Here is a 16,986-nt window from a genome sequence, read left to right as displayed (position 1 = left end):
GGCTTTTTTTCGTTTCAGGTCCAATAATGGCTGATTATTTACTGCTCTTTGTCGGTACTGTCCTTGTTAATAACTTCGTGCTGGTGAAGTTTCTTGGATTGTGCCCGTTTATGGGGGTTTCCAAAAAGCTGGAAACCGCTATGGGGATGGGACTGGCCACCACCTTTGTGATGACGCTGGCCTCAATTTGCGCCTGGTTGATTGATACCTGGATCCTTATCCCGCTGAACCTTGTTTATCTGCGCACCCTGGCCTTTATCCTGGTCATCGCGGTGGTGGTGCAATTTACCGAGATGGTGGTACGTAAAACCAGTCCGGCGCTGTATCGCCTGCTGGGGATCTTCCTGCCGTTAATCACCACCAACTGCGCGGTGCTGGGCGTGGCATTGCTGAATATTAACCTCGGGCATAATTTCCTGCAGTCCGCGCTGTACGGTTTCGCCGCCGCCGTTGGTTTCTCGCTGGTGATGGTGTTATTCGCCGCGATTCGCGAACGTCTGGTGGTTGCCGATGTTCCCGCGCCGTTTCGCGGTAACGCGATTGCGCTGGTGACCGCTGGATTAATGTCGCTGGCATTTATGGGCTTTAGTGGTTTGGTGAAGTTGTAATGAGCGCTGTCTGGATAGCCGTGATCGCCATCAGCCTGCTCGGGCTGATTTTCGGCTTAATACTGGGGTACGCGTCGCGCCGTTTTGCGGTGGAAGACGACCCGGTGGTAGAAAAAATTGATGAGTTGCTGCCGCAAAGTCAATGCGGCCAGTGCGGCTTTCCTGGCTGCCGTCCCTACGCGGAAGCCGTGGGCACTCAGGGTGAAAAAATCAACCGCTGCGCCCCCGGCGGTGAAGCGGTCATGTTAAAAATCGCCGCATTATTGAACGTCGACCCGCAGCCTATTGACGGCGATGAGCAGCAGCAAGAGCCGGTTCGCATGTTGGCGGTGATTGATGAAGCCAACTGCATTGGCTGCACCAAATGTATTCAGGCCTGCCCGGTTGATGCCATCGTTGGCGCGACCCGAGCCATGCATACGGTGATGAGCGACCTGTGCACCGGCTGTAATCTCTGCGTTGCCCCCTGCCCGACTCAGTGTATTGACCTGCGTCCAGTCGCTCAGACCACCGAAACCTGGAAATGGGACCTGCAGGCCATCCCGGTACGCAATATTCCTGTGGAACAACATGTTTAAGTTATTTTCCGCTTTCCGAAAAGACAAGATCTGGGACTTCAACGGCGGTATTCATCCGCCGGAAATGAAAACTCAGTCCAACGGCACGCCGCTGCGTCAGGTTCCTCTGCCGCAGCGTTTTGTCATTCCGCTGAAGCAGCATATCGGTGCTGAAGGCGAACTGTGCGTACAACCGGGCGACAAAGTTTTGCGCGGTCAGCCGTTAACCCGCGGCTTTGGCAGGATGCTGCCGGTTCATGCCCCGACTTCCGGAACGGTGACGGCTATTGCCCCCCATTCCACCGCCCACCCTTCCGCGCTGGCGGAACTCAGCGTTATTATCGACGCCGATGGCGAAGACTGCTGGATCGAGCGCGACGGCTGGAGCGACTACCACAACAAGTCGCGTGAAGAGCTGATCGAGCGTATTCACCAGTTTGGCGTCGCCGGACTCGGCGGCGCCGGCTTCCCCACGGGAACAAAACTGCGCGGCGGCGGCGATAAAATCGATACCCTGATTATCAATGCTGCAGAATGCGAACCCTATATCACCGCAGACGATCGCCTGATGCAGGATTGCGCGGCGCAGGTTGTTGAAGGGATCCGCATCCTTGCGCATATTCTGCAACCCAAACAGGTGCTGATTGGTATCGAAGATAACAAACCGCAGGCCATTTCGATGCTGCGCGCGGTGTTATCCGATGCCCACGGCATAGCGCTGCGGGTGATTCCAACCAAATATCCCTCCGGCGGCGCGAAGCAACTTACGCAAATTCTCACTGGTAAGCAGGTGCCGCATGGCGGCCGCTCCTCCGATATTGGCGTCCTGATGCAGAACGTTGGCACCGCTTATGCTGTTAAACGCGCGGTGATCGACGGCGAGCCGTTAACCGAGCGCGTCGTCACGTTGACTGGCGAAGCAATTAGCCGGCCGGGCAACGTTTGGGCGCGCCTGGGTACGCCGGTGCGCCATCTTCTGAGCGATGCCGGTTTCTGCGCCAGCGCAGAGCCGATGGTCATCATGGGCGGCCCGTTGATGGGCTTCACTCTGCCCTGGCTCGACGTTCCGGTCGTGAAAATCACTAACTGTCTGCTGGCTCCGTCGGTAACTGAGATGGGCGAAACACAGGAAGAGCAAGGCTGTATCCGCTGTAGCGCCTGCGCTGATGCCTGCCCGGCAGATCTCCTCCCCCAGCAGCTGTATTGGTTCAGTAAAGGCCAGCAGCACGACAAAGCCACTACCCATAACTTAGCCGACTGCATCGAATGCGGCGCCTGCGCCTGGGTCTGTCCGAGTAATATTCCGCTGGTGCAATATTTCCGCCAGGAAAAAGCGGAAATTGCCGCCATCCGTCAGGAAGAACAGCGCGCCGCCGAGGCGAAAGCTCGGTTTGAAGCGCGACAGGCGCGTCTTGAACGTGAAAAAGCCGCGCGCCAGGAGCGGCACAAAAAAGCAGCCGTACAACCGGCGGCGAAAGATCAGGATGCCATTAACGCCGCGTTGGCCCGCGTGCGTGATAAGCAGCGTGATGCGGCGCAGCCGATTGTCATTCAATCCGGCAGCAAACCAGACAACAGCGAAGCGATTGCCGCCCGCGAAGCGCGTAAAGCCGAGGCCAGGGCGCGCAAAGCTGAACAGCAAGCCGCTGTTGAATCGACAACCGATGCAAGCGATCCGCGTAAAGCCGCCGTTGAGGCCGCTATCGCCCGCGCCAAAGCGCGTAAAGCCGCACAGCAGGTTGAAAACGCCGCTCCCTCTGCCGAAAGTGAAACCACCGCTGAAGCTGCGCCCGCGGTCGATCCGCGTAAAGCCGCCGTTGAGGCCGCTATCGCTCGCGCCAAAGCGCGTAAAGCCGCGCAGCAGGTTGAAAACGCCGCTCCCTCTGCCAAAAGTGAAACCACGGTTGAGGCTGCGCCCGCGGTCGATCCGCGTAAAGCCGCCGTTGAGGCCGCTATCGCCCGCGCCAAGGCGCGTAAAGCCGCCCAACAAGCAGAACAACAAACCGCGCCGGACGCCGCCAATGACGACCCGCGTAAAGCGGCCGTAGCGGCAGCTATCGCTCGCGTTCAGGCACGTAAAGCAACACAGCAGGCAGTTAACGAGGAATAAATGGTTTTCAGAATCGCAAGCTCCCCTTATACCCACAACCAGCGCCAGACCTCGCGAATTATGCTCCTGGTGCTGCTGGCGGCGATCCCTGGTATTGTCGTCCAGAGCTGGTTTTTCGGCTGGGGTACCCTGTTGCAGATTATCCTCGCGGCCTTCACCGCATGGGGAACCGAAGCGGCTATTCTCAAGTTGCGCAAACAGAATATCGCGGCAACCCTTGCGGATAACTCTGCCCTGCTGACCGGGCTGTTGTTGGCCGTCAGTATCCCGCCGCTGGCGCCGTGGTGGATGGTGGTGTTGGGCACCGCCTTTGCGGTGGTGATTGCCAAGCAACTGTACGGCGGATTAGGACATAACCCCTTTAACCCGGCAATGATCGGCTATGTCGTTCTGCTAATCTCTTTCCCGGTGCAGATGACCTCCTGGTTACCGCCGCACGAAATTGCCGCTCAGGTTCCTGGCTTTATGGATGCGCTGCAGGTCATTTTCAGCGGCCATACCGCTAGCGGCGGCGATATGAACAGCCTGCGCATGGGAATCGACGGTATCAGCCAGGCCACGCCGCTGGATACATTTAAGACTTCGCTTCATGCCGGGCACAGCGCAAAAGAGATCCTGCAGTATCCAATTTACGGCGGCCAACTGGCTGGCCTTGGCTGGCAATGGGTTAACCTCGCCTGGCTGGCTGGCGGTCTGTTCCTGCTTTGGCAAAAAACCATTCGCTGGCATATCCCGGTGAGCTTCCTGCTAAGCCTTGCCGTCTGCGCCACTCTCGGTTGGATTTTCTCGCCGGAAAGCCTGGCATCGCCGCAGATGCATCTGCTTTCCGGCGCCACCATGCTTGGAGCGTTCTTTATCCTTACCGATCCGGTGACGGCATCCACTACCAACCGCGGACGCCTGATTTTCGGCGCGCTAGCCGGTTTACTGGTGTGGCTGATCCGCAGCTTCGGCGGTTATCCGGACGGCGTCGCCTTTGCCGTGCTGCTGGCGAATATAACTGTCCCATTGATTGACTACTACACGCGTCCGCGCGTGTATGGCCACCGTTAAGGAGTCGTCATGTTAAAAAGCATGCGTAAACACGGCATCACGCTGGCGCTCTTTGCCGCTGGCTCTACCGGACTAACGGCCGCCATCAATGAGTTAACCAAAAACACCATCGAGCAGCAGGCCGCGCTGCAGCAAAAGGCCCTGTTCGATCAGGTCCTGCCAGCGGAGAGTTATAATAACGACCTGCTGCAAAGCTGTTATCTGGTGACCGCGCCGCAGTTAGGCAAAGGTCAGCATAAAGTATGGATTGCAAAGAATAACAATGCGCCGGTCGGCGCGGTGATGGAAGCCACGGCGCCAGATGGTTATTCCGGGGCGATTCAACTGCTGGTAGCAGCCGACTTTAAAGGCACCGTTCTCGGTTCACGTGTCACCGAGCATCATGAAACACCTGGGCTCGGTGATAAGATCGAACTGCGTATTTCTGACTGGATCACCCACTTCAGCGGCAAGGTTATCCATGGTCAAAATGATAGCCACTGGGCGGTGAAAAAAGACGGTGGCGATTTCGACCAATTCACCGGCGCGACCATTACCCCGCGCGCGGTGGTAAATGCCGTTAAACGCGCGGGTCTGTATGCGCAAACGCTGCCCGCGCAGATCCCTGAATTCACCGCCTGCGGAGACTAAGCCATGAGCGAAGTAAAAGACGTCATTGTTCAAGGGTTGTGGAAGAATAACTCGGCGCTGGTTCAGCTGTTGGGTATGTGTCCCCTGCTTGCGGTTACCTCAACGGCTACCAATGCCCTGGGCCTCGGCCTGGCGACCACGCTGGTACTGACGCTAACCAACCTCACCATCTCCAGCCTGCGCCGCTGGACGCCGGCGGAGATCCGTATTCCGATCTACGTGATGATCATCGCCTCGGTAGTCAGCGTGGTACAAATGCTTATCAACGCCTACGCTTTCGGCCTGTATCAATCGCTGGGTATCTTCATTCCGCTTATCGTCACCAACTGTATCGTGGTGGGGCGCGCCGAAGCGTTCGCCGCCAAAAAAGGGCCGGCGCTGTCGGCGCTCGATGGTTTTTCCATTGGTATGGGCGCGACCTGTGCCATGTTTGTGCTGGGGTCGCTGCGCGAAATAATCGGCAATGGCACACTGTTTGATGGCGCCGATAGCTTATTAGGCAGTTGGGCGAAAGTCCTGCGCATCGAAGTTTTCCATACCGATACGCCGTTCCTGCTGGCGATGCTACCGCCGGGCGCTTTCATTGGCCTCGGTATGATGCTGGCGGTAAAATACCTCATTGATGAGCGTACTAAGCAGCGTAAGGCGAAAGCGGCGCAGGCCGTCTCCGTCGCCCCAACTGATGTGACAGGGAAAGCGTAAGATGAATAAAGCCAAACGCCTGGAGATCCTGACCAGGCTGCGGGACAACGACCCGCACCCAACCACCGAACTCAATTTCACCTCACCGTTCGAGCTACTTATAGCGGTGCTGCTGTCGGCGCAGGCCACCGATGTGAGCGTCAACAAAGCGACGGCGAAGCTCTATCCGGTCGCCAATACGCCGGCGGCGATGCTGGAGCTTGGTGTTGACGGCGTGAAGTCCTATATCAAAACCATTGGCTTGTTTAATAGTAAAGCCGAAAACGTCATTAAGACCTGCCGCATCTTACTGGAGAAACATAACGGTGAGGTGCCAGAGGACCGGGCGGCGCTGGAGGCATTACCGGGGGTCGGACGTAAAACCGCTAATGTCGTGCTGAATACCGCCTTTGGCTGGCCGACTATCGCCGTCGACACCCATATCTTCCGCGTTTGCAATCGGACACAATTTGCTCCCGGCAAGAACGTTGAACAAGTCGAAGAAAAGTTGTTAAAGGTGGTGCCGGCGGAGTTTAAAGTTGACTGCCACCACTGGCTTATTCTTCACGGCCGTTACACTTGCATCGCGCGAAAACCGCGCTGTGGTTCCTGCCTGATTGAAGATTTGTGCGAGTATAAAGAGAAGGTAGAGTCCTGATTTCTGCATATCTTGTGAATATGACCGCTCCCCCCCGTAGACGCCTTTTTCATCATCGCCAGCCTGGAGTCATAACCTAACCTGTGGTTATGGCTCTATGTTTTACCAGCCACACCGATAATCACTCCATAGTTTTGCCATTTAGATGGATAATTATGCGGTTATATAACGAACGATCAGCGCATTCGTTTTTTACCGTCGAAAATTTTCTATGTATTTGTGATCAAGATCATCCATGCAACTCATCGTTAAATAACTGTTGCGAAAATGATGCAAAAAGCCAGCAATTTCAATATCAGAGCCTTAGACAACAGGACAATAGCCTGCTTATTTTTCGGAATATAGGCCATCCCACTACCTTCAAGGTCAAAAAGCAGAATATATCGCCTTTATCCCCTCAGTGGCCGCCCGCCACAGATTAAAATATCAGGTTTAACGAATAGGTGAAATTTAACTCTGTATAACATTTGCATGACTGGCTAATTATAGTGGCTTAGTTATGTGTAACAGAGTATTACAAAGCTATTGCCTGATGGGGCAGGATAGTGAACATTACTTGCCGTTTTCCCTCCAAGAATAACTATAAAGGCGGCGGTCCTTCGCGATTGCGCCCCAAACAGCCCCCGTTAATATGGGATGTAAAAAAAGAGGTATATGTGTCAACTGCAAACAATAAACCAGCAGAAAGCGTGAGTCTGAACGCTTTCAAACAACCAAGAGCGTTTTATCTCATTTTCTCCATTGAGTTATGGGAGCGTTTTGGTTATTACGGCCTGCAAGGGATCATGGCCGTTTACCTGGTAAAACAGCTGGGTATGTCGGAAGCGGATTCTATCACCCTGTTCTCTTCCTTTAGTGCACTGGTTTATGGCCTGGTCGCTATCGGCGGATGGCTCGGCGACAAGGTACTTGGCACCAAACGCGTCATCATGCTTGGCGCGATTGTCCTGGCTATCGGCTATGCGCTGGTTGCCTGGTCCGGTCACGATGCCGCCATCGTCTATATGGGTATGGCGACTATCGCCGTCGGTAACGGCCTGTTCAAAGCTAACCCGTCCTCCCTGCTCTCTACCTGCTACGACAAGAACGACCCGCGTCTGGACGGTGCATTCACCATGTACTACATGTCCGTCAATATCGGTTCCTTCTTCTCTATGCTGGCTACACCGTGGCTGGCAGCGAAGTTCGGCTGGAGCGTGGCGTTCGCGCTGAGCGTCGTGGGCATGCTGATTACCGTGGTTAACTTTGCCTTCTGCCAGAAGTGGGTTAAACAGTACGGTTCCAAACCTGACTTCGCACCGGTGCATGTCGGCAAACTGCTGGCGACTATCGTCGGCGTAGTCGTGCTGGTCGCGATTGCCACCTGGCTGCTGCACAACCAAGGCATCGCACGTATGGCGCTGGGCGTCATCGCACTGGGTATTGTTATCATCTTCGCTAAAGAAGCCATGGCGCTGCAGGGCGCGGCGCGTCGTAAAATGATCGTTGCTTTCCTGCTGATGGTTGAAGCGATTGTCTTCTTCGTACTGTACAGCCAGATGCCAACCTCGCTGAACTTCTTCGCGATCCGTAACGTTGAGCACTCGATTCTGGGTATCGCGTTCGAACCGGAGCAGTATCAGGCGTTGAACCCGTTCTGGATTATGATTGGTAGCCCGATTCTGGCGGCGATTTATAACAAGATGGGTGATCGCCTGCCGATGCCGCATAAATTCGCCATCGGTATGGTACTGTGCTCCGGCGCTTTCCTGGTGCTGCCGCTGGGTACCAAATTCGCCAGCGATGCTGGTATCGTCTCCGTCAACTGGTTGATCCTCAGCTACGCGCTGCAGAGTATTGGCGAACTGATGATTTCCGGCCTCGGCCTGGCGATGGTGGCTCAACTGGTACCGCAACGTCTGATGGGCTTCATCATGGGTAGCTGGTTCCTGACCACCGCAGGCGCCGCCATCATTGCAGGTAAAATCGCTAACCTGATGGCAGTACCGGAAAACGTGACCGACCCGCTGGTTTCTCTGGATGTTTACGGCCACGTGTTCATGCAGATTGGTATCGCTACCGCAGTCATCGCCTTCCTGATGCTGCTGACCGCGCCGAAGCTGAACCGCATGACGCTGGACGACGACGCTGTCGCCAAAGCGCGCGAAACCGCAACCGCTTAAATGCTCCGGGAAAACCAATAAATTTAGGCCGCTAACGTTTGTTAGCGGCTTTTTTTTTGTCCCTGGGCGGACTAACATACAGAAAACTGCAGCCACGAGGAGTTACTGATGAAACTGTTCTACAAGCCCGGCGCCTGTTCCCTTGCCTCTCATATCGCCCTGCGCGAAAGCGGCCTCGACTTTACCATCGATAGCGTCGACCTGGCGAAGAAACGCCTCGAAAATGGCGATGACTACCTGCTGATTAACCCTAAGGGTCAGGTTCCCGCGCTGCTGCTTGACGACGAAGTGCTGCTGACCGAGGGCGTGGCCATCATGCAGTACATTGCCGACCGTGTACCCGACCGTCAGCTGCTGGCGCCAGTGGGTACCATTGCCCGCTACCAGACGCTGGAATGGCTGAATTACGTCGCCACCGAATTACATAAAGGCTTCACCCCGCTGTTCCGCCCGGATACGCCGAATGACTACAAGCCAACGGTGCGTGCCCTGCTGGAGAAAAAGCTGCAGTATGTCGATGAGGCGCTGAAAGATAAACAGTGGCTGAATGGGCATCGCTTTACCATAGCTGATGGCTATCTGTTCACGGTACTGCGCTGGGGCTATGCGGTGAAACTGAATATGGAAGCCTACGCAAATATTGGCGCCTGGATGGCGCATGTCGCGGCGCGTCCGTCCGTTGCGGCGGCGCTGTCGGCGGAAGGTCTGAAGTAAACCATTGGCATGCCCGCAAGCGGGCATGCCATCGCGCTTACAGTTGCGTAGCGCTGAAATAATGCTCCGGTTTGGCGATGCGGTCCTGTGCCGCCACCACCTGCAGTTCATACTCGTGCATATTTTTGGTTGCCAGCATGATTTCATACACTGCGGCAGTAACGTGTTCAAGGGCATCGCGCAGGCTGGCGCCCTGCAGTAGCTTAACCAGCAGCAGGCCGCTGGTTACATCGCCCACGCCGACCGGCTGACGGCTGCCAAAATCGACCAGCGGGCGACTGATATGCCAGGCTTCATCCGCTGTCACCAGCAACATCTCAAAGCGATCCATACTCATCCCCGCCCGCGCCAGATGCTTCACCAGCACGACCTGCGGCCCTTGCGCTATCAGCTCACGCGCCGCGCTAACGGCTTCGTCAACGTTAGCAACCGGATGGCCGCACAGGATCTCCAGCTCGACAAGATTCGGCGCGATGATATCGCTGGCCGGCAGCGCATAGCGTACGTGGAATTCAGCCACCCCAGGGGCGACGATGCAGCCTTTTTCCGGGTGGCCCATCACTGGATCGCAAAAATATTTCGCTGCCGGATTCGCCGCTTTAACCTGACGCACGATGCCGAGAATATGTTCACCCTGCTCGGCGGAGCCAAGGTAACCGCTCAGTACCGCATCACAGCTCTGCAGCTTATCGATGTCGGCAATCCCCTGCACGATTTCGGTCAAATGCGAAGGCGGCATGACGCAGCCGGTCCATTTGCCGTACTGCGTATGGTTGGAGAACTGAACGGTATTGAGGGGCCAGACGTTGGCGCCGAGACGGCGCATCGGAAATTCAGCGGCGCTGTTGCCCGCATGGCCAAACACAACGTGAGACTGAATGGCGAGGATGTTCTTCATTTTCTTACCACAACCCTAAAAAGAAAAAGGGCGTGGTTTCCCACGCCCTGGTTTTATTTTTTATTTCCAGCAGATCAGGCAGTAATTCTTCTTACCGCGACGCAGTAAGGTATAGCGGCCGAACAGGCGGTCGCTATCGCTGAATACATATTCCGGATCGGACTGTTTTTCACCGTTAATGGTCACCGCGTTGGAGGCTACGGTTTTACGCGCCTGGCCGCGGGACGGCTGCAGCTCGGAATCTACCAGCGCTTGCAGAAGATCGGCGCCCTTTTCCATTTCGATCATCGGCACGCCGTCTTGCGCCAGCTGTTCAAAATCCGCTTCGCTCAGGTCGCTCAGATTGCCGTTGAACAGGCTTTCAGTAATACGTTTCGCTGCTTCCAGGCCTTCTTCGCCGTGGACCAGACGCGTCACCTGCTCTGCCAGCACGTACTGCGCGCGCGGCGCCTTACCGCTGTTCTTATCTTCTTCTTCCAGCGCATTGATCTCGGCAATGTCCATGAAGGTGAAGAACTTCAGGAAGCGATAAACGTCCGCATCCGCGGTGTTGATCCAGAACTGGTAGAATTTGTACGGGCTGGTTTTCTTCGGATCCAGCCATACCGCGCCGCCTTCGGTTTTACCGAACTTGGTGCCATCGGCCTTGGTGATCAGCGGAACGGTCAAACCGAAGACCTGATTCTGGTGCAAACGACGAGTCAGGTCGATGCCAGATGTGATGTTGCCCCACTGGTCGGAGCCGCCGATTTGTAGCGCCACGCCGTGCAGTTTATTCAGGCAGGCAAAGTCATAACCCTGCAGCAGGTTATAGGAAAACTCGGTGAAAGAGATACCCTGATCGTCACGGTTCAGACGCTGCTTCACCGCTTCTTTGTTGATCATCTGGTTCACAGAGAAGTGCTTACCGATGTCACGCAGGAAGGTCAGCACGTTCATGCCGCCGAACCAGTCGTAGTTATTCGCGGCAATCGCCGAGTTGTCGCCGCAGTTGAAATCGAGGAATGGCGCAACCTGTTTACGGATTTTGTCCACCCACTGCTGCACGGTATCTTCGGTATTGAGTTTACGCTCAGCGGCTTTGAAGCTCGGGTCGCCAATCAGACCGGTCGCGCCGCCCACCAGCGCCACAGGCTTGTGGCCTGCCTGCTGGAAGCGTTTCAGGCATAACAATGGAACAAGATGCCCCAAGTGCAAGCTGTCAGCGGTAGGATCGAAGCCGCAATAGAGCGCGATCGGGCCTTGCGCCAGTCGCTCTGCTAACGCTTCTTCGTCCGTCACCTGGGCTACCAGCCCCCGCTCTTGCAATTGTTTAATCAAGTTACTGCTTGCCATCAAATTCTCCATGTATAAACGACTGCACCTTTGCCGGTACACGACTTTTCGCCAGACGCGAAAGGTACATAGAATAAAGCGCCGGAGCACGTAGCACCAGCGCTTAAAACAACATTTTGCGTCCTTTATGGCGCCAGACGGTCGATTTGCCAGCCATCATTTTGCCGCTGGTATAAAAAGCGGTCGTGTAGACGATGTTCGCCGCCCTGCCAGAACTCCATCTGTTCGATGCTGACGCGGAAGCCGCCCCAGAAACTCGGCAACGGCACTTCGCCTTGCTGGAATTTCTGTTTCAACTCGAGGAATTTACTTTCCAGGATCCCACGAGCGGAGATACGGCTGGACTGTTGGGAGACCCAGGCGCCGATCTGGCTATCGCGCGGTCGGCTGTGGAAATACTTCACCACTTCCAGCGTCGACAGACGCTCTGCCTGACCTATTACCATCACCTGCCGCTCCAGCATATGCCAGGGAAACAGCAGGCTGATATGGGGATTTTTTTCGATTTGATGTGCTTTGCGACTACCCAGGTTGGTATAAAACACCAACCCTTTTTCGTCATAGTGCTTTAACAATACGATGCGTTGATAGGGCTGGCCGTTTTCATCAACGGTCGCGACCACCATTGCCGTCGGGTCGGCAAGCTTAGCGTCGCAGGCCTGACGCAACCAACGTTCAAATAACGTCAGGGGTTCAGCGGGAAGATCGTGGCGACGAAGGCCGCCACGGGTGTATTCACGGCGCAGATGCGCGATTTGCTGCAATTCGTCGTTATCAGACATAACCATTGAGATCGTTGTCATAGGGTGGCGTTATTGTGCTCCCCCGCTACGGAAATCTCAACGTTTCGCGGTCTGCAACTGGCAGTTGTCCAGTACGACGCGGTCGCGCTTATAAACGGTGGCGCTGTCGCCCTTCGACCAGAAGACATAAACGCCATCAGTATAACGCGAACCGGAAGCCGAGAGCCCCTGGGTCAGGTTTAATTGCTGATTATCATAGATAAAACTAACCTGCTGACGCGCGTTGTTCAAATGGACGGTCAACGGTTTTTGATCGCACTGATATTCAAGGGTGTCGGTCTGCATCCGTTCAACGAATTGGTTGTAATAGCTACACCCTGCCAGCATGAAAGGGACTACCGCAATAAGAATTTTTTTCATGAGTATGCCTTCGACTTTCCCGGTCAGGAGAGCAAACCGCCCTCCCGGAATTTCGTCCAGTTTACCGGTAAATAAAAAATAGCGACTTCAGTTAACTCTGATTCTGCGCTCGATTCGCGGGATAGATGGCACCAAGAATGGTCGCTTCGCTGGCGCCGGTAACGGAAGGAAGATTACCCGGCAGGCCAGCAAGCGTACGCCATGCCAGCCACGCAAAGGCCAACGCTTCCATATCGTCGCCGCTGATGCCGGCGTCATCGGTGGTCGTGACTTCAGTACCTGGCAGCAGCGCCGCCAGACGCGCCATCAACAGCGGATTTCGCGCCCCGCCGCCGCAAACTAACAAACGCTCGCAGCCGCCGCTTAACAAAACCTGCTCACTGATGGTCACTGCGGTCAGTTCTGTCAGCGTGGCCTGAACATCCTGCCCTCGCAGATTGGCGTAGCGCGCCAGATGTTTTTCCAGCCAACCATAATTGAAATACTCGCGACCGGTGCTCTTCGGCGCGGGTAACGCGAACCACGGGTCGCTAAGCATATCCTGCAGCAGCGGTAGCAAGACTTTGCCTTCACTGGCCCATTGCGCGTCTTTATCGTAGGGTTTACCACACTGGCGCCAGATCCAGGCGTCCATCAGCATATTCCCCGGCCCGGTGTCGTAACCGCGTACCGGCTGCCCCGGAACCAGCAAGGAAAGGTTGGCTATGCCGCCGATGTTAAGCACCATGCGCCTTTCAACCGGGTGCGCCAACAGAGCCTGATGGAAGGCAGGGACTAGCGGCGCGCCCTGGCCGCCAAGCGCCATATCGCGGCGGCGGAAATCCCCCACCACGGTCACGCCGGTATGCGCTGCGATCTGATTGTTATCGCCTATTTGCATCGTGTGCGGCGCATCGCCGGTCGGCTCATGCCACACCGTCTGGCCATGGCAACCGATAGCGACGATATCCTCAGGTTGAAGGTTCTGCTGGCGCATCAGCGCTAATACTGCGTCAGAAAATAGCCGGCCCAAACGGGTATCGAGTCGCCCCAGTTGCGACAAGGTCAGCTGCTGCCCCTGGCAAATCGCTAAAATATCTTCTTTCAGATTGACCGGGATGGGGTACGAGAGGCTCGCCTGCTGCGCCACTATGTTTTCATTTATTGCCGCCAGAACAACATCTACGCCATCAAGGCTGGTGCCAGACATTACGCCAATAAAACGACCTGATTTCATACGCCTACCCTCGTTCCATGACTTTTGCAGTACCATCAGTGCATCATAAAGCAGCGTTCAATGCTATGGCGCACTAATACTTTTTAACAATAGTTCTGCCGCAAGAATTTGTTAGGTAAAGTACTTACGTTTATCCGTCGTTAAAGCGAACCTTATTATTTTTAAACGGTCCATAAGGAAGCTATGCCAGCGAACGCTTAAATGCCATATAATTGACCACATGGAAGTTCACTGGAACATTTTGGTACACAGGAGATTCATAGATGATTTTACGTGTTTTGGCTGTCTCGATGATTGGCTTAACCCTGGCGGGTTGCGTCAGCAGCAGTGGCCTATCCGGCGATGTTTACACAGCCTCAGAAGCCAAGCAGGTGCAAAGCGTGACCTACGGTACCATCGTACATACCCGTGCGGTCCAGATCCAAAGCGGCGATGACAGCAATGCCATCGGCGCGATTGGCGGCGCGGTACTCGGTGGCTTCCTTGGTAATACCATCGGCGGCGGTACTGGTCGTTCTCTTGCAACCGCTGCAGGCGCGGTTGCCGGTGGCGTAGCCGGTCAGGGCGTACAGGGCGCGATGAACAAAACGCAGGGCGTTGAGCTGGAAATCCGTAAAGATGACGGTAACACCATCATGGTGGTTCAGAAACAGGGTAACACCCCATTCTCCGTCGGCCAGCGCGTAGCCATTGCCGGCAGCGGCAGTCAAGTGACGGTTTCCCCGCGTTAAGCCTCTCTAATGCGGCCTTTATTGGCCGCATTAATCCCTCATAATTATTATTTAGCTCCAAATAATTTATCATACATATATCAATTTTATTGATATTTCTCTGCGACAACTTGCGTTTGCGCAATATTTCCCGTTGATTAATTCGTTAGCCTGAAGTGGTCTTTTTCATTTAGCGACCTGCACGTCGTTTTTATCCGCCCTTTTATCGCGGGAGTTTGCCTGTGCCTCTGAAACTAAACCGGTTATCACACCGCTTATTTGCTTATATTATTGCCTGCAGCCTGGCAATTATTACGATCGATTTATTATCTAATTCAGTTGTTAATCGTATCCCTACGACTTCATCACCACTTTTCCCTTTACTGACAATAATATTAATGATTTTTCACATTACTATTTCTTGTTTTATGAGCATGAAGTATTGGTGTGATAAAAACCGGCTGTATCTGATGCCCATCGCCTTCGCTTTTGCCAGCTCTGCCCTGTTGATGCTAGGCACTCTGAGCAGCTATCCCGGCTGGCTACTGTGCAACAGCGAATATATTGTTAAACAAAATGACGCGCTGATCTTTTATTCGTTCCGCAATATTCTGATGGCCGTGTTATTTATCACTGCCATTATAATATATCGTTTTCGCCAACATCTTAACCAGGCTGCTGGCGCACATGCTATAATACTGACGGTATGCTTTCTATTCAGTGCCGCCATTCTTATTTTATCCTGGCTACACTCCAGTAATAGTCCGTTACTAAGCATCGATTTTATCGACGATATCACCAGCACTTTTACTCCGTTATGGCATTACTGGATGGGCTGGCTGCTATTTTTAGCCTGGGTATGTACGTTGATATTATTGATTATGCTAACCCGGCTACGTAATATCTTCTGGTACAGCGGCGCATTTTTCTGTGCCGCCTATATATTTACGCTAAACGTATTACTCACAGCGACAGGTAGTCAGCATATTATCGCCTGGAATCAGGCGCGCCTGTTCGAAACCTTAAGTACCTTATTTATGCTGTTCGTCCTGTTAAGCGACGTTTTTCTTCTCTATCGCGACTCTAACAACAAATACATCAATTCATATCAGAACTCTATCCGTGACCCGTTAACCGGACTGTACAACCGCAGCTACTTTTACGACACGCTGAATGGACTATTGCCGCATACTTCAGCAGCACAACCGCTTTCCGTCATCGTCAGCGATCTCGATCACTTTAAGCGTATCAACGACAACTACGGTCATGTCCAGGGTGACAAGGTGATTCAGTTTGCCGCCAGCGTATTACAAACCCATGTCCGTCGTGAGGATATTGCCGCGCGCATCGGCGGCGAAGAGTTTGCCCTGTTGTTGGTAAATACTGATGCTGATGATGCGCTGGCGATAGCCGAGCGAATTCGCCAGATGGTCAGCGCCGGGCAGGATTCACTGCCGGAACAAATGACCATTAGTATGGGTGTCTACACGGCGACAAGCTCGCTCATTGAGGCTGAAGAATGCGTTAAGCGCGCGGATACGGCTATGTACGCGGCGAAAAACGGTGGCCGCAATCGCGTGGTGGTCTGGCAGAATAAATAATTGAAAGGGCTCTGCAAGCGCAGAGCCCTGTTCCTGGCTAGTCTTTAGCCTGAAGATCGAGGATATTGTTTTCAAGTTTACGGATTAAGTTGAGCAACGTTTCGACTTCCTGCTTTGATACACCTGCAAGGATTTCATCACGCGTTTTGCCGATCACGTCTTCCATTTGGTTGATCAGCGGTTCAGCCTTTTCCGTTAGCTTGATACGTTTCGCCCGGCGATCGTTTGCACAAGTCTGGCGAGAAATAAGCCCTTTCTCCTCCAGTTGATCCAGCGTGCGCACCAAAGAGGGCTGTTCAATACCAATTGCCTTGGCCAACTGGATTTGCGACTGCTCAGGAGGTAGCTGATGAATGTTATGCAGCGTGACCCAGTGCGTCTGCGTTAACTCCAGAGGTTTCAGGCGATGGTCGATCAGCGCGCGCCAAACGCGTACCAAACGTGCCAGATCAGAACCAAGTGGCGATTCCAATTTCATCTCCTTATAATTAGCTTGCTAAGTTATTATACTGCTTTTAGAATAGTGTGCAGCATTTAAATTACCAAAACAAATGAATTACTTGATTCACTAAATTCAAAACAATGATTTACAATGTGAACTAATTCATCACCAAGAACATTATCCCTGCAACGGCAAAGGATTTTTGCTTGTGAAACTGAGTCTTAACACTCCCGGATTGTCGCTACAGGACCTGGTGTTCGGCGCTTCTATCTATTTTCCCCCGTTATTTAAAGCCGTCGTGCTTGGTTTCTTTATTTGGCTAATAGTTCATCGTCAGTTGCGCGACTGGATGTACGCCGGCGAAATCTGGCATCCCCTGCTGATGGACCTTTCCCTGTTTGCGCTGGCCGTTTGCCTGGCGCTGGTTCTCCTGACTCTCTTGTGATGC

18 protein-coding genes are annotated in these 16,986 nt (G+C 54.0%); 12 read left to right on the top strand and 6 right to left on the bottom strand.

All coding sequences use genetic code 11. The features are described from left to right. Nucleotides 1-26: 26 nt before the first annotated feature. The 9 genes from rsxA (at nucleotide 27) to gstA (ending at nucleotide 9,173) form a co-directional block, all read left to right on the top strand. The gene (gene rsxA, locus ABLU78_RS00205) at nucleotides 27-608 is read left to right on the top strand and encodes an electron transport complex subunit RsxA (protein WP_015366851.1); all 582 of its coding nucleotides are present in this window, start codon (nucleotides 27-29) and stop codon (nucleotides 606-608) included. Next, nucleotides 608-1,186 carry an electron transport complex subunit RsxB gene (gene rsxB, locus ABLU78_RS00200; RefSeq protein ID WP_020078990.1) on the top strand — a complete coding sequence of 193 codons (579 nt, stop codon included), beginning with the start codon at nucleotides 608-610 and terminating at the stop codon, nucleotides 1,184-1,186. Before rsxA ends, rsxB begins: the two co-directional genes overlap by 1 nt. Next, nucleotides 1,179-3,275 carry an electron transport complex subunit RsxC gene (rsxC, locus tag ABLU78_RS00195; protein WP_348819905.1) on the top strand — a complete coding sequence of 699 codons (2,097 nt, stop codon included), beginning with the start codon at nucleotides 1,179-1,181 and terminating at the stop codon, nucleotides 3,273-3,275. Before rsxB ends, rsxC begins: the two co-directional genes overlap by 8 nt. Further along, entirely contained in the window at nucleotides 3,276-4,328 is a 1,053-nt protein-coding gene (gene rsxD, locus ABLU78_RS00190; protein ID WP_015705232.1) for an electron transport complex subunit RsxD, read from the top strand. A 9-nt stretch (nucleotides 4,329-4,337) separates the two neighbouring features. Further along, on the top strand, nucleotides 4,338-4,958 hold the full coding sequence (gene rsxG, locus ABLU78_RS00185) for an electron transport complex subunit RsxG (protein WP_032714373.1): 621 nt from the start codon (nucleotides 4,338-4,340) through the stop codon (nucleotides 4,956-4,958). A gap of 3 nt (nucleotides 4,959-4,961) precedes the next feature. Then, complete coding sequence (locus ABLU78_RS00180) at nucleotides 4,962-5,660, top strand: electron transport complex subunit E (protein ID WP_015366856.1); 699 nt, start codon at nucleotides 4,962-4,964, stop codon at nucleotides 5,658-5,660. Between the two features lies 1 nt (nucleotide 5,661). After that, on the top strand, nucleotides 5,662-6,297 hold the full coding sequence (gene nth / locus ABLU78_RS00175) for an endonuclease III (RefSeq protein WP_015705230.1): 636 nt from the start codon (nucleotides 5,662-5,664) through the stop codon (nucleotides 6,295-6,297). Between the two features lie 656 nt (nucleotides 6,298-6,953). Next, a complete protein-coding gene (gene dtpA / locus ABLU78_RS00170; protein WP_348819903.1) occupies nucleotides 6,954-8,459 on the top strand; it encodes a dipeptide/tripeptide permease DtpA in 1,506 nt (501 codons plus the stop codon). A 108-nt stretch (nucleotides 8,460-8,567) separates the two neighbouring features. After that, nucleotides 8,568-9,173, top strand: coding sequence for a glutathione transferase GstA (gene gstA, locus ABLU78_RS00165; protein WP_048228703.1), 606 nt, complete (start codon nucleotides 8,568-8,570; stop codon nucleotides 9,171-9,173). Nucleotides 9,174-9,210: 37 nt separating this feature from the next. On the opposite strand, the gene pdxY is transcribed toward gstA, so the two are convergent. The 5 genes from pdxY to anmK form a co-directional block, all read right to left on the bottom strand. Next, on the bottom strand, nucleotides 9,211-10,071 hold the full coding sequence (pdxY, locus tag ABLU78_RS00160; protein ID WP_048228702.1) for a pyridoxal kinase PdxY: 861 nt from the start codon (nucleotides 10,069-10,071) through the stop codon (nucleotides 9,211-9,213). A gap of 60 nt (nucleotides 10,072-10,131) precedes the next feature. Beyond that, complete coding sequence (tyrS, locus tag ABLU78_RS00155) at nucleotides 10,132-11,406, bottom strand: tyrosine--tRNA ligase (RefSeq protein ID WP_015366861.1); 1,275 nt, start codon at nucleotides 11,404-11,406, stop codon at nucleotides 10,132-10,134. Nucleotides 11,407-11,531: 125 nt separating this feature from the next. Further along, nucleotides 11,532-12,188, bottom strand: coding sequence for a pyridoxamine 5'-phosphate oxidase (pdxH, locus tag ABLU78_RS00150; RefSeq protein ID WP_032706215.1), 657 nt, complete (start codon nucleotides 12,186-12,188; stop codon nucleotides 11,532-11,534). A 57-nt stretch (nucleotides 12,189-12,245) separates the two neighbouring features. After that, nucleotides 12,246-12,569, bottom strand: a complete 324-nt coding sequence (mliC, locus tag ABLU78_RS00145) for a C-type lysozyme inhibitor (RefSeq protein WP_032711527.1) — start codon at nucleotides 12,567-12,569, stop codon at nucleotides 12,246-12,248. Between the two features lie 91 nt (nucleotides 12,570-12,660). Beyond that, on the bottom strand, nucleotides 12,661-13,785 hold the full coding sequence (gene anmK / locus ABLU78_RS00140) for an anhydro-N-acetylmuramic acid kinase (RefSeq protein WP_015366864.1): 1,125 nt from the start codon (nucleotides 13,783-13,785) through the stop codon (nucleotides 12,661-12,663). Between the two features lie 263 nt (nucleotides 13,786-14,048). Between anmK and slyB the strand changes: the two genes are divergently transcribed. Continuing rightward, nucleotides 14,049-14,516, top strand: a complete 468-nt coding sequence (gene slyB / locus ABLU78_RS00135) for an outer membrane lipoprotein SlyB (RefSeq protein ID WP_015366865.1) — start codon at nucleotides 14,049-14,051, stop codon at nucleotides 14,514-14,516. 221 nt (nucleotides 14,517-14,737) lie between these two features. After that, nucleotides 14,738-16,096 carry a GGDEF domain-containing protein gene (locus ABLU78_RS00130; RefSeq protein ID WP_020078996.1) on the top strand — a complete coding sequence of 453 codons (1,359 nt, stop codon included), beginning with the start codon at nucleotides 14,738-14,740 and terminating at the stop codon, nucleotides 16,094-16,096. Between the two features lie 37 nt (nucleotides 16,097-16,133). Here the strand turns inward: ABLU78_RS00130 and slyA are convergent, their stop codons facing one another. Then, nucleotides 16,134-16,574 (bottom strand): transcriptional regulator SlyA, encoded by a 441-nt coding sequence (slyA, locus tag ABLU78_RS00125; RefSeq protein WP_020078997.1) that lies wholly within the window; start codon nucleotides 16,572-16,574, stop codon nucleotides 16,134-16,136. A 172-nt stretch (nucleotides 16,575-16,746) separates the two neighbouring features. Between slyA and ABLU78_RS00120 the strand changes: the two genes are divergently transcribed. After that, on the top strand, nucleotides 16,747-16,983 hold the full coding sequence (locus tag ABLU78_RS00120) for a DUF1656 domain-containing protein (RefSeq protein WP_015366868.1): 237 nt from the start codon (nucleotides 16,747-16,749) through the stop codon (nucleotides 16,981-16,983). Nucleotides 16,984-16,986: the final 3 nt, after the last annotated feature.

It is taken from the genome of Klebsiella sp. JN_Kp122 (genome assembly GCF_040062085.1).
Lineage (GTDB): Bacteria > Pseudomonadota > Gammaproteobacteria > Enterobacterales > Enterobacteriaceae > Klebsiella > Klebsiella aerogenes.
This window is presented reverse-complemented; position numbering and strand designations above follow the sequence as displayed.

Coding starts and splice junctions, on each gene's coding strand:
- rsxA (WP_015366851.1), top strand. CDS start 27: ATGGCTGATTATTTACTGCTCTTTGTCGGTACTGTCCTTGTTAATAAC.
- rsxB (WP_020078990.1), top strand. CDS start 608: ATGAGCGCTGTCTGGATAGCCGTGATCGCCATCAGCCTGCTCGGGCTG.
- rsxC (WP_348819905.1), top strand. CDS start 1,179: ATGTTTAAGTTATTTTCCGCTTTCCGAAAAGACAAGATCTGGGACTTC.
- rsxD (WP_015705232.1), top strand. CDS start 3,276: ATGGTTTTCAGAATCGCAAGCTCCCCTTATACCCACAACCAGCGCCAG.
- rsxG (WP_032714373.1), top strand. CDS start 4,338: ATGTTAAAAAGCATGCGTAAACACGGCATCACGCTGGCGCTCTTTGCC.
- ABLU78_RS00180 (WP_015366856.1), top strand. CDS start 4,962: ATGAGCGAAGTAAAAGACGTCATTGTTCAAGGGTTGTGGAAGAATAAC.
- nth (WP_015705230.1), top strand. CDS start 5,662: ATGAATAAAGCCAAACGCCTGGAGATCCTGACCAGGCTGCGGGACAAC.
- gstA (WP_048228703.1), top strand. CDS start 8,568: ATGAAACTGTTCTACAAGCCCGGCGCCTGTTCCCTTGCCTCTCATATC.
- pdxY (WP_048228702.1), bottom strand. CDS start 10,071: ATGAAGAACATCCTCGCCATTCAGTCTCACGTTGTGTTTGGCCATGCG.
- tyrS (WP_015366861.1), bottom strand. CDS start 11,406: ATGGCAAGCAGTAACTTGATTAAACAATTGCAAGAGCGGGGGCTGGTA.
- pdxH (WP_032706215.1), bottom strand. CDS start 12,188: ATGTCTGATAACGACGAATTGCAGCAAATCGCGCATCTGCGCCGTGAA.
- mliC (WP_032711527.1), bottom strand. CDS start 12,569: ATGAAAAAAATTCTTATTGCGGTAGTCCCTTTCATGCTGGCAGGGTGT.
- anmK (WP_015366864.1), bottom strand. CDS start 13,785: ATGAAATCAGGTCGTTTTATTGGCGTAATGTCTGGCACCAGCCTTGAT.
- slyB (WP_015366865.1), top strand. CDS start 14,049: ATGATTTTACGTGTTTTGGCTGTCTCGATGATTGGCTTAACCCTGGCG.
- slyA (WP_020078997.1), bottom strand. CDS start 16,574: ATGAAATTGGAATCGCCACTTGGTTCTGATCTGGCACGTTTGGTACGC.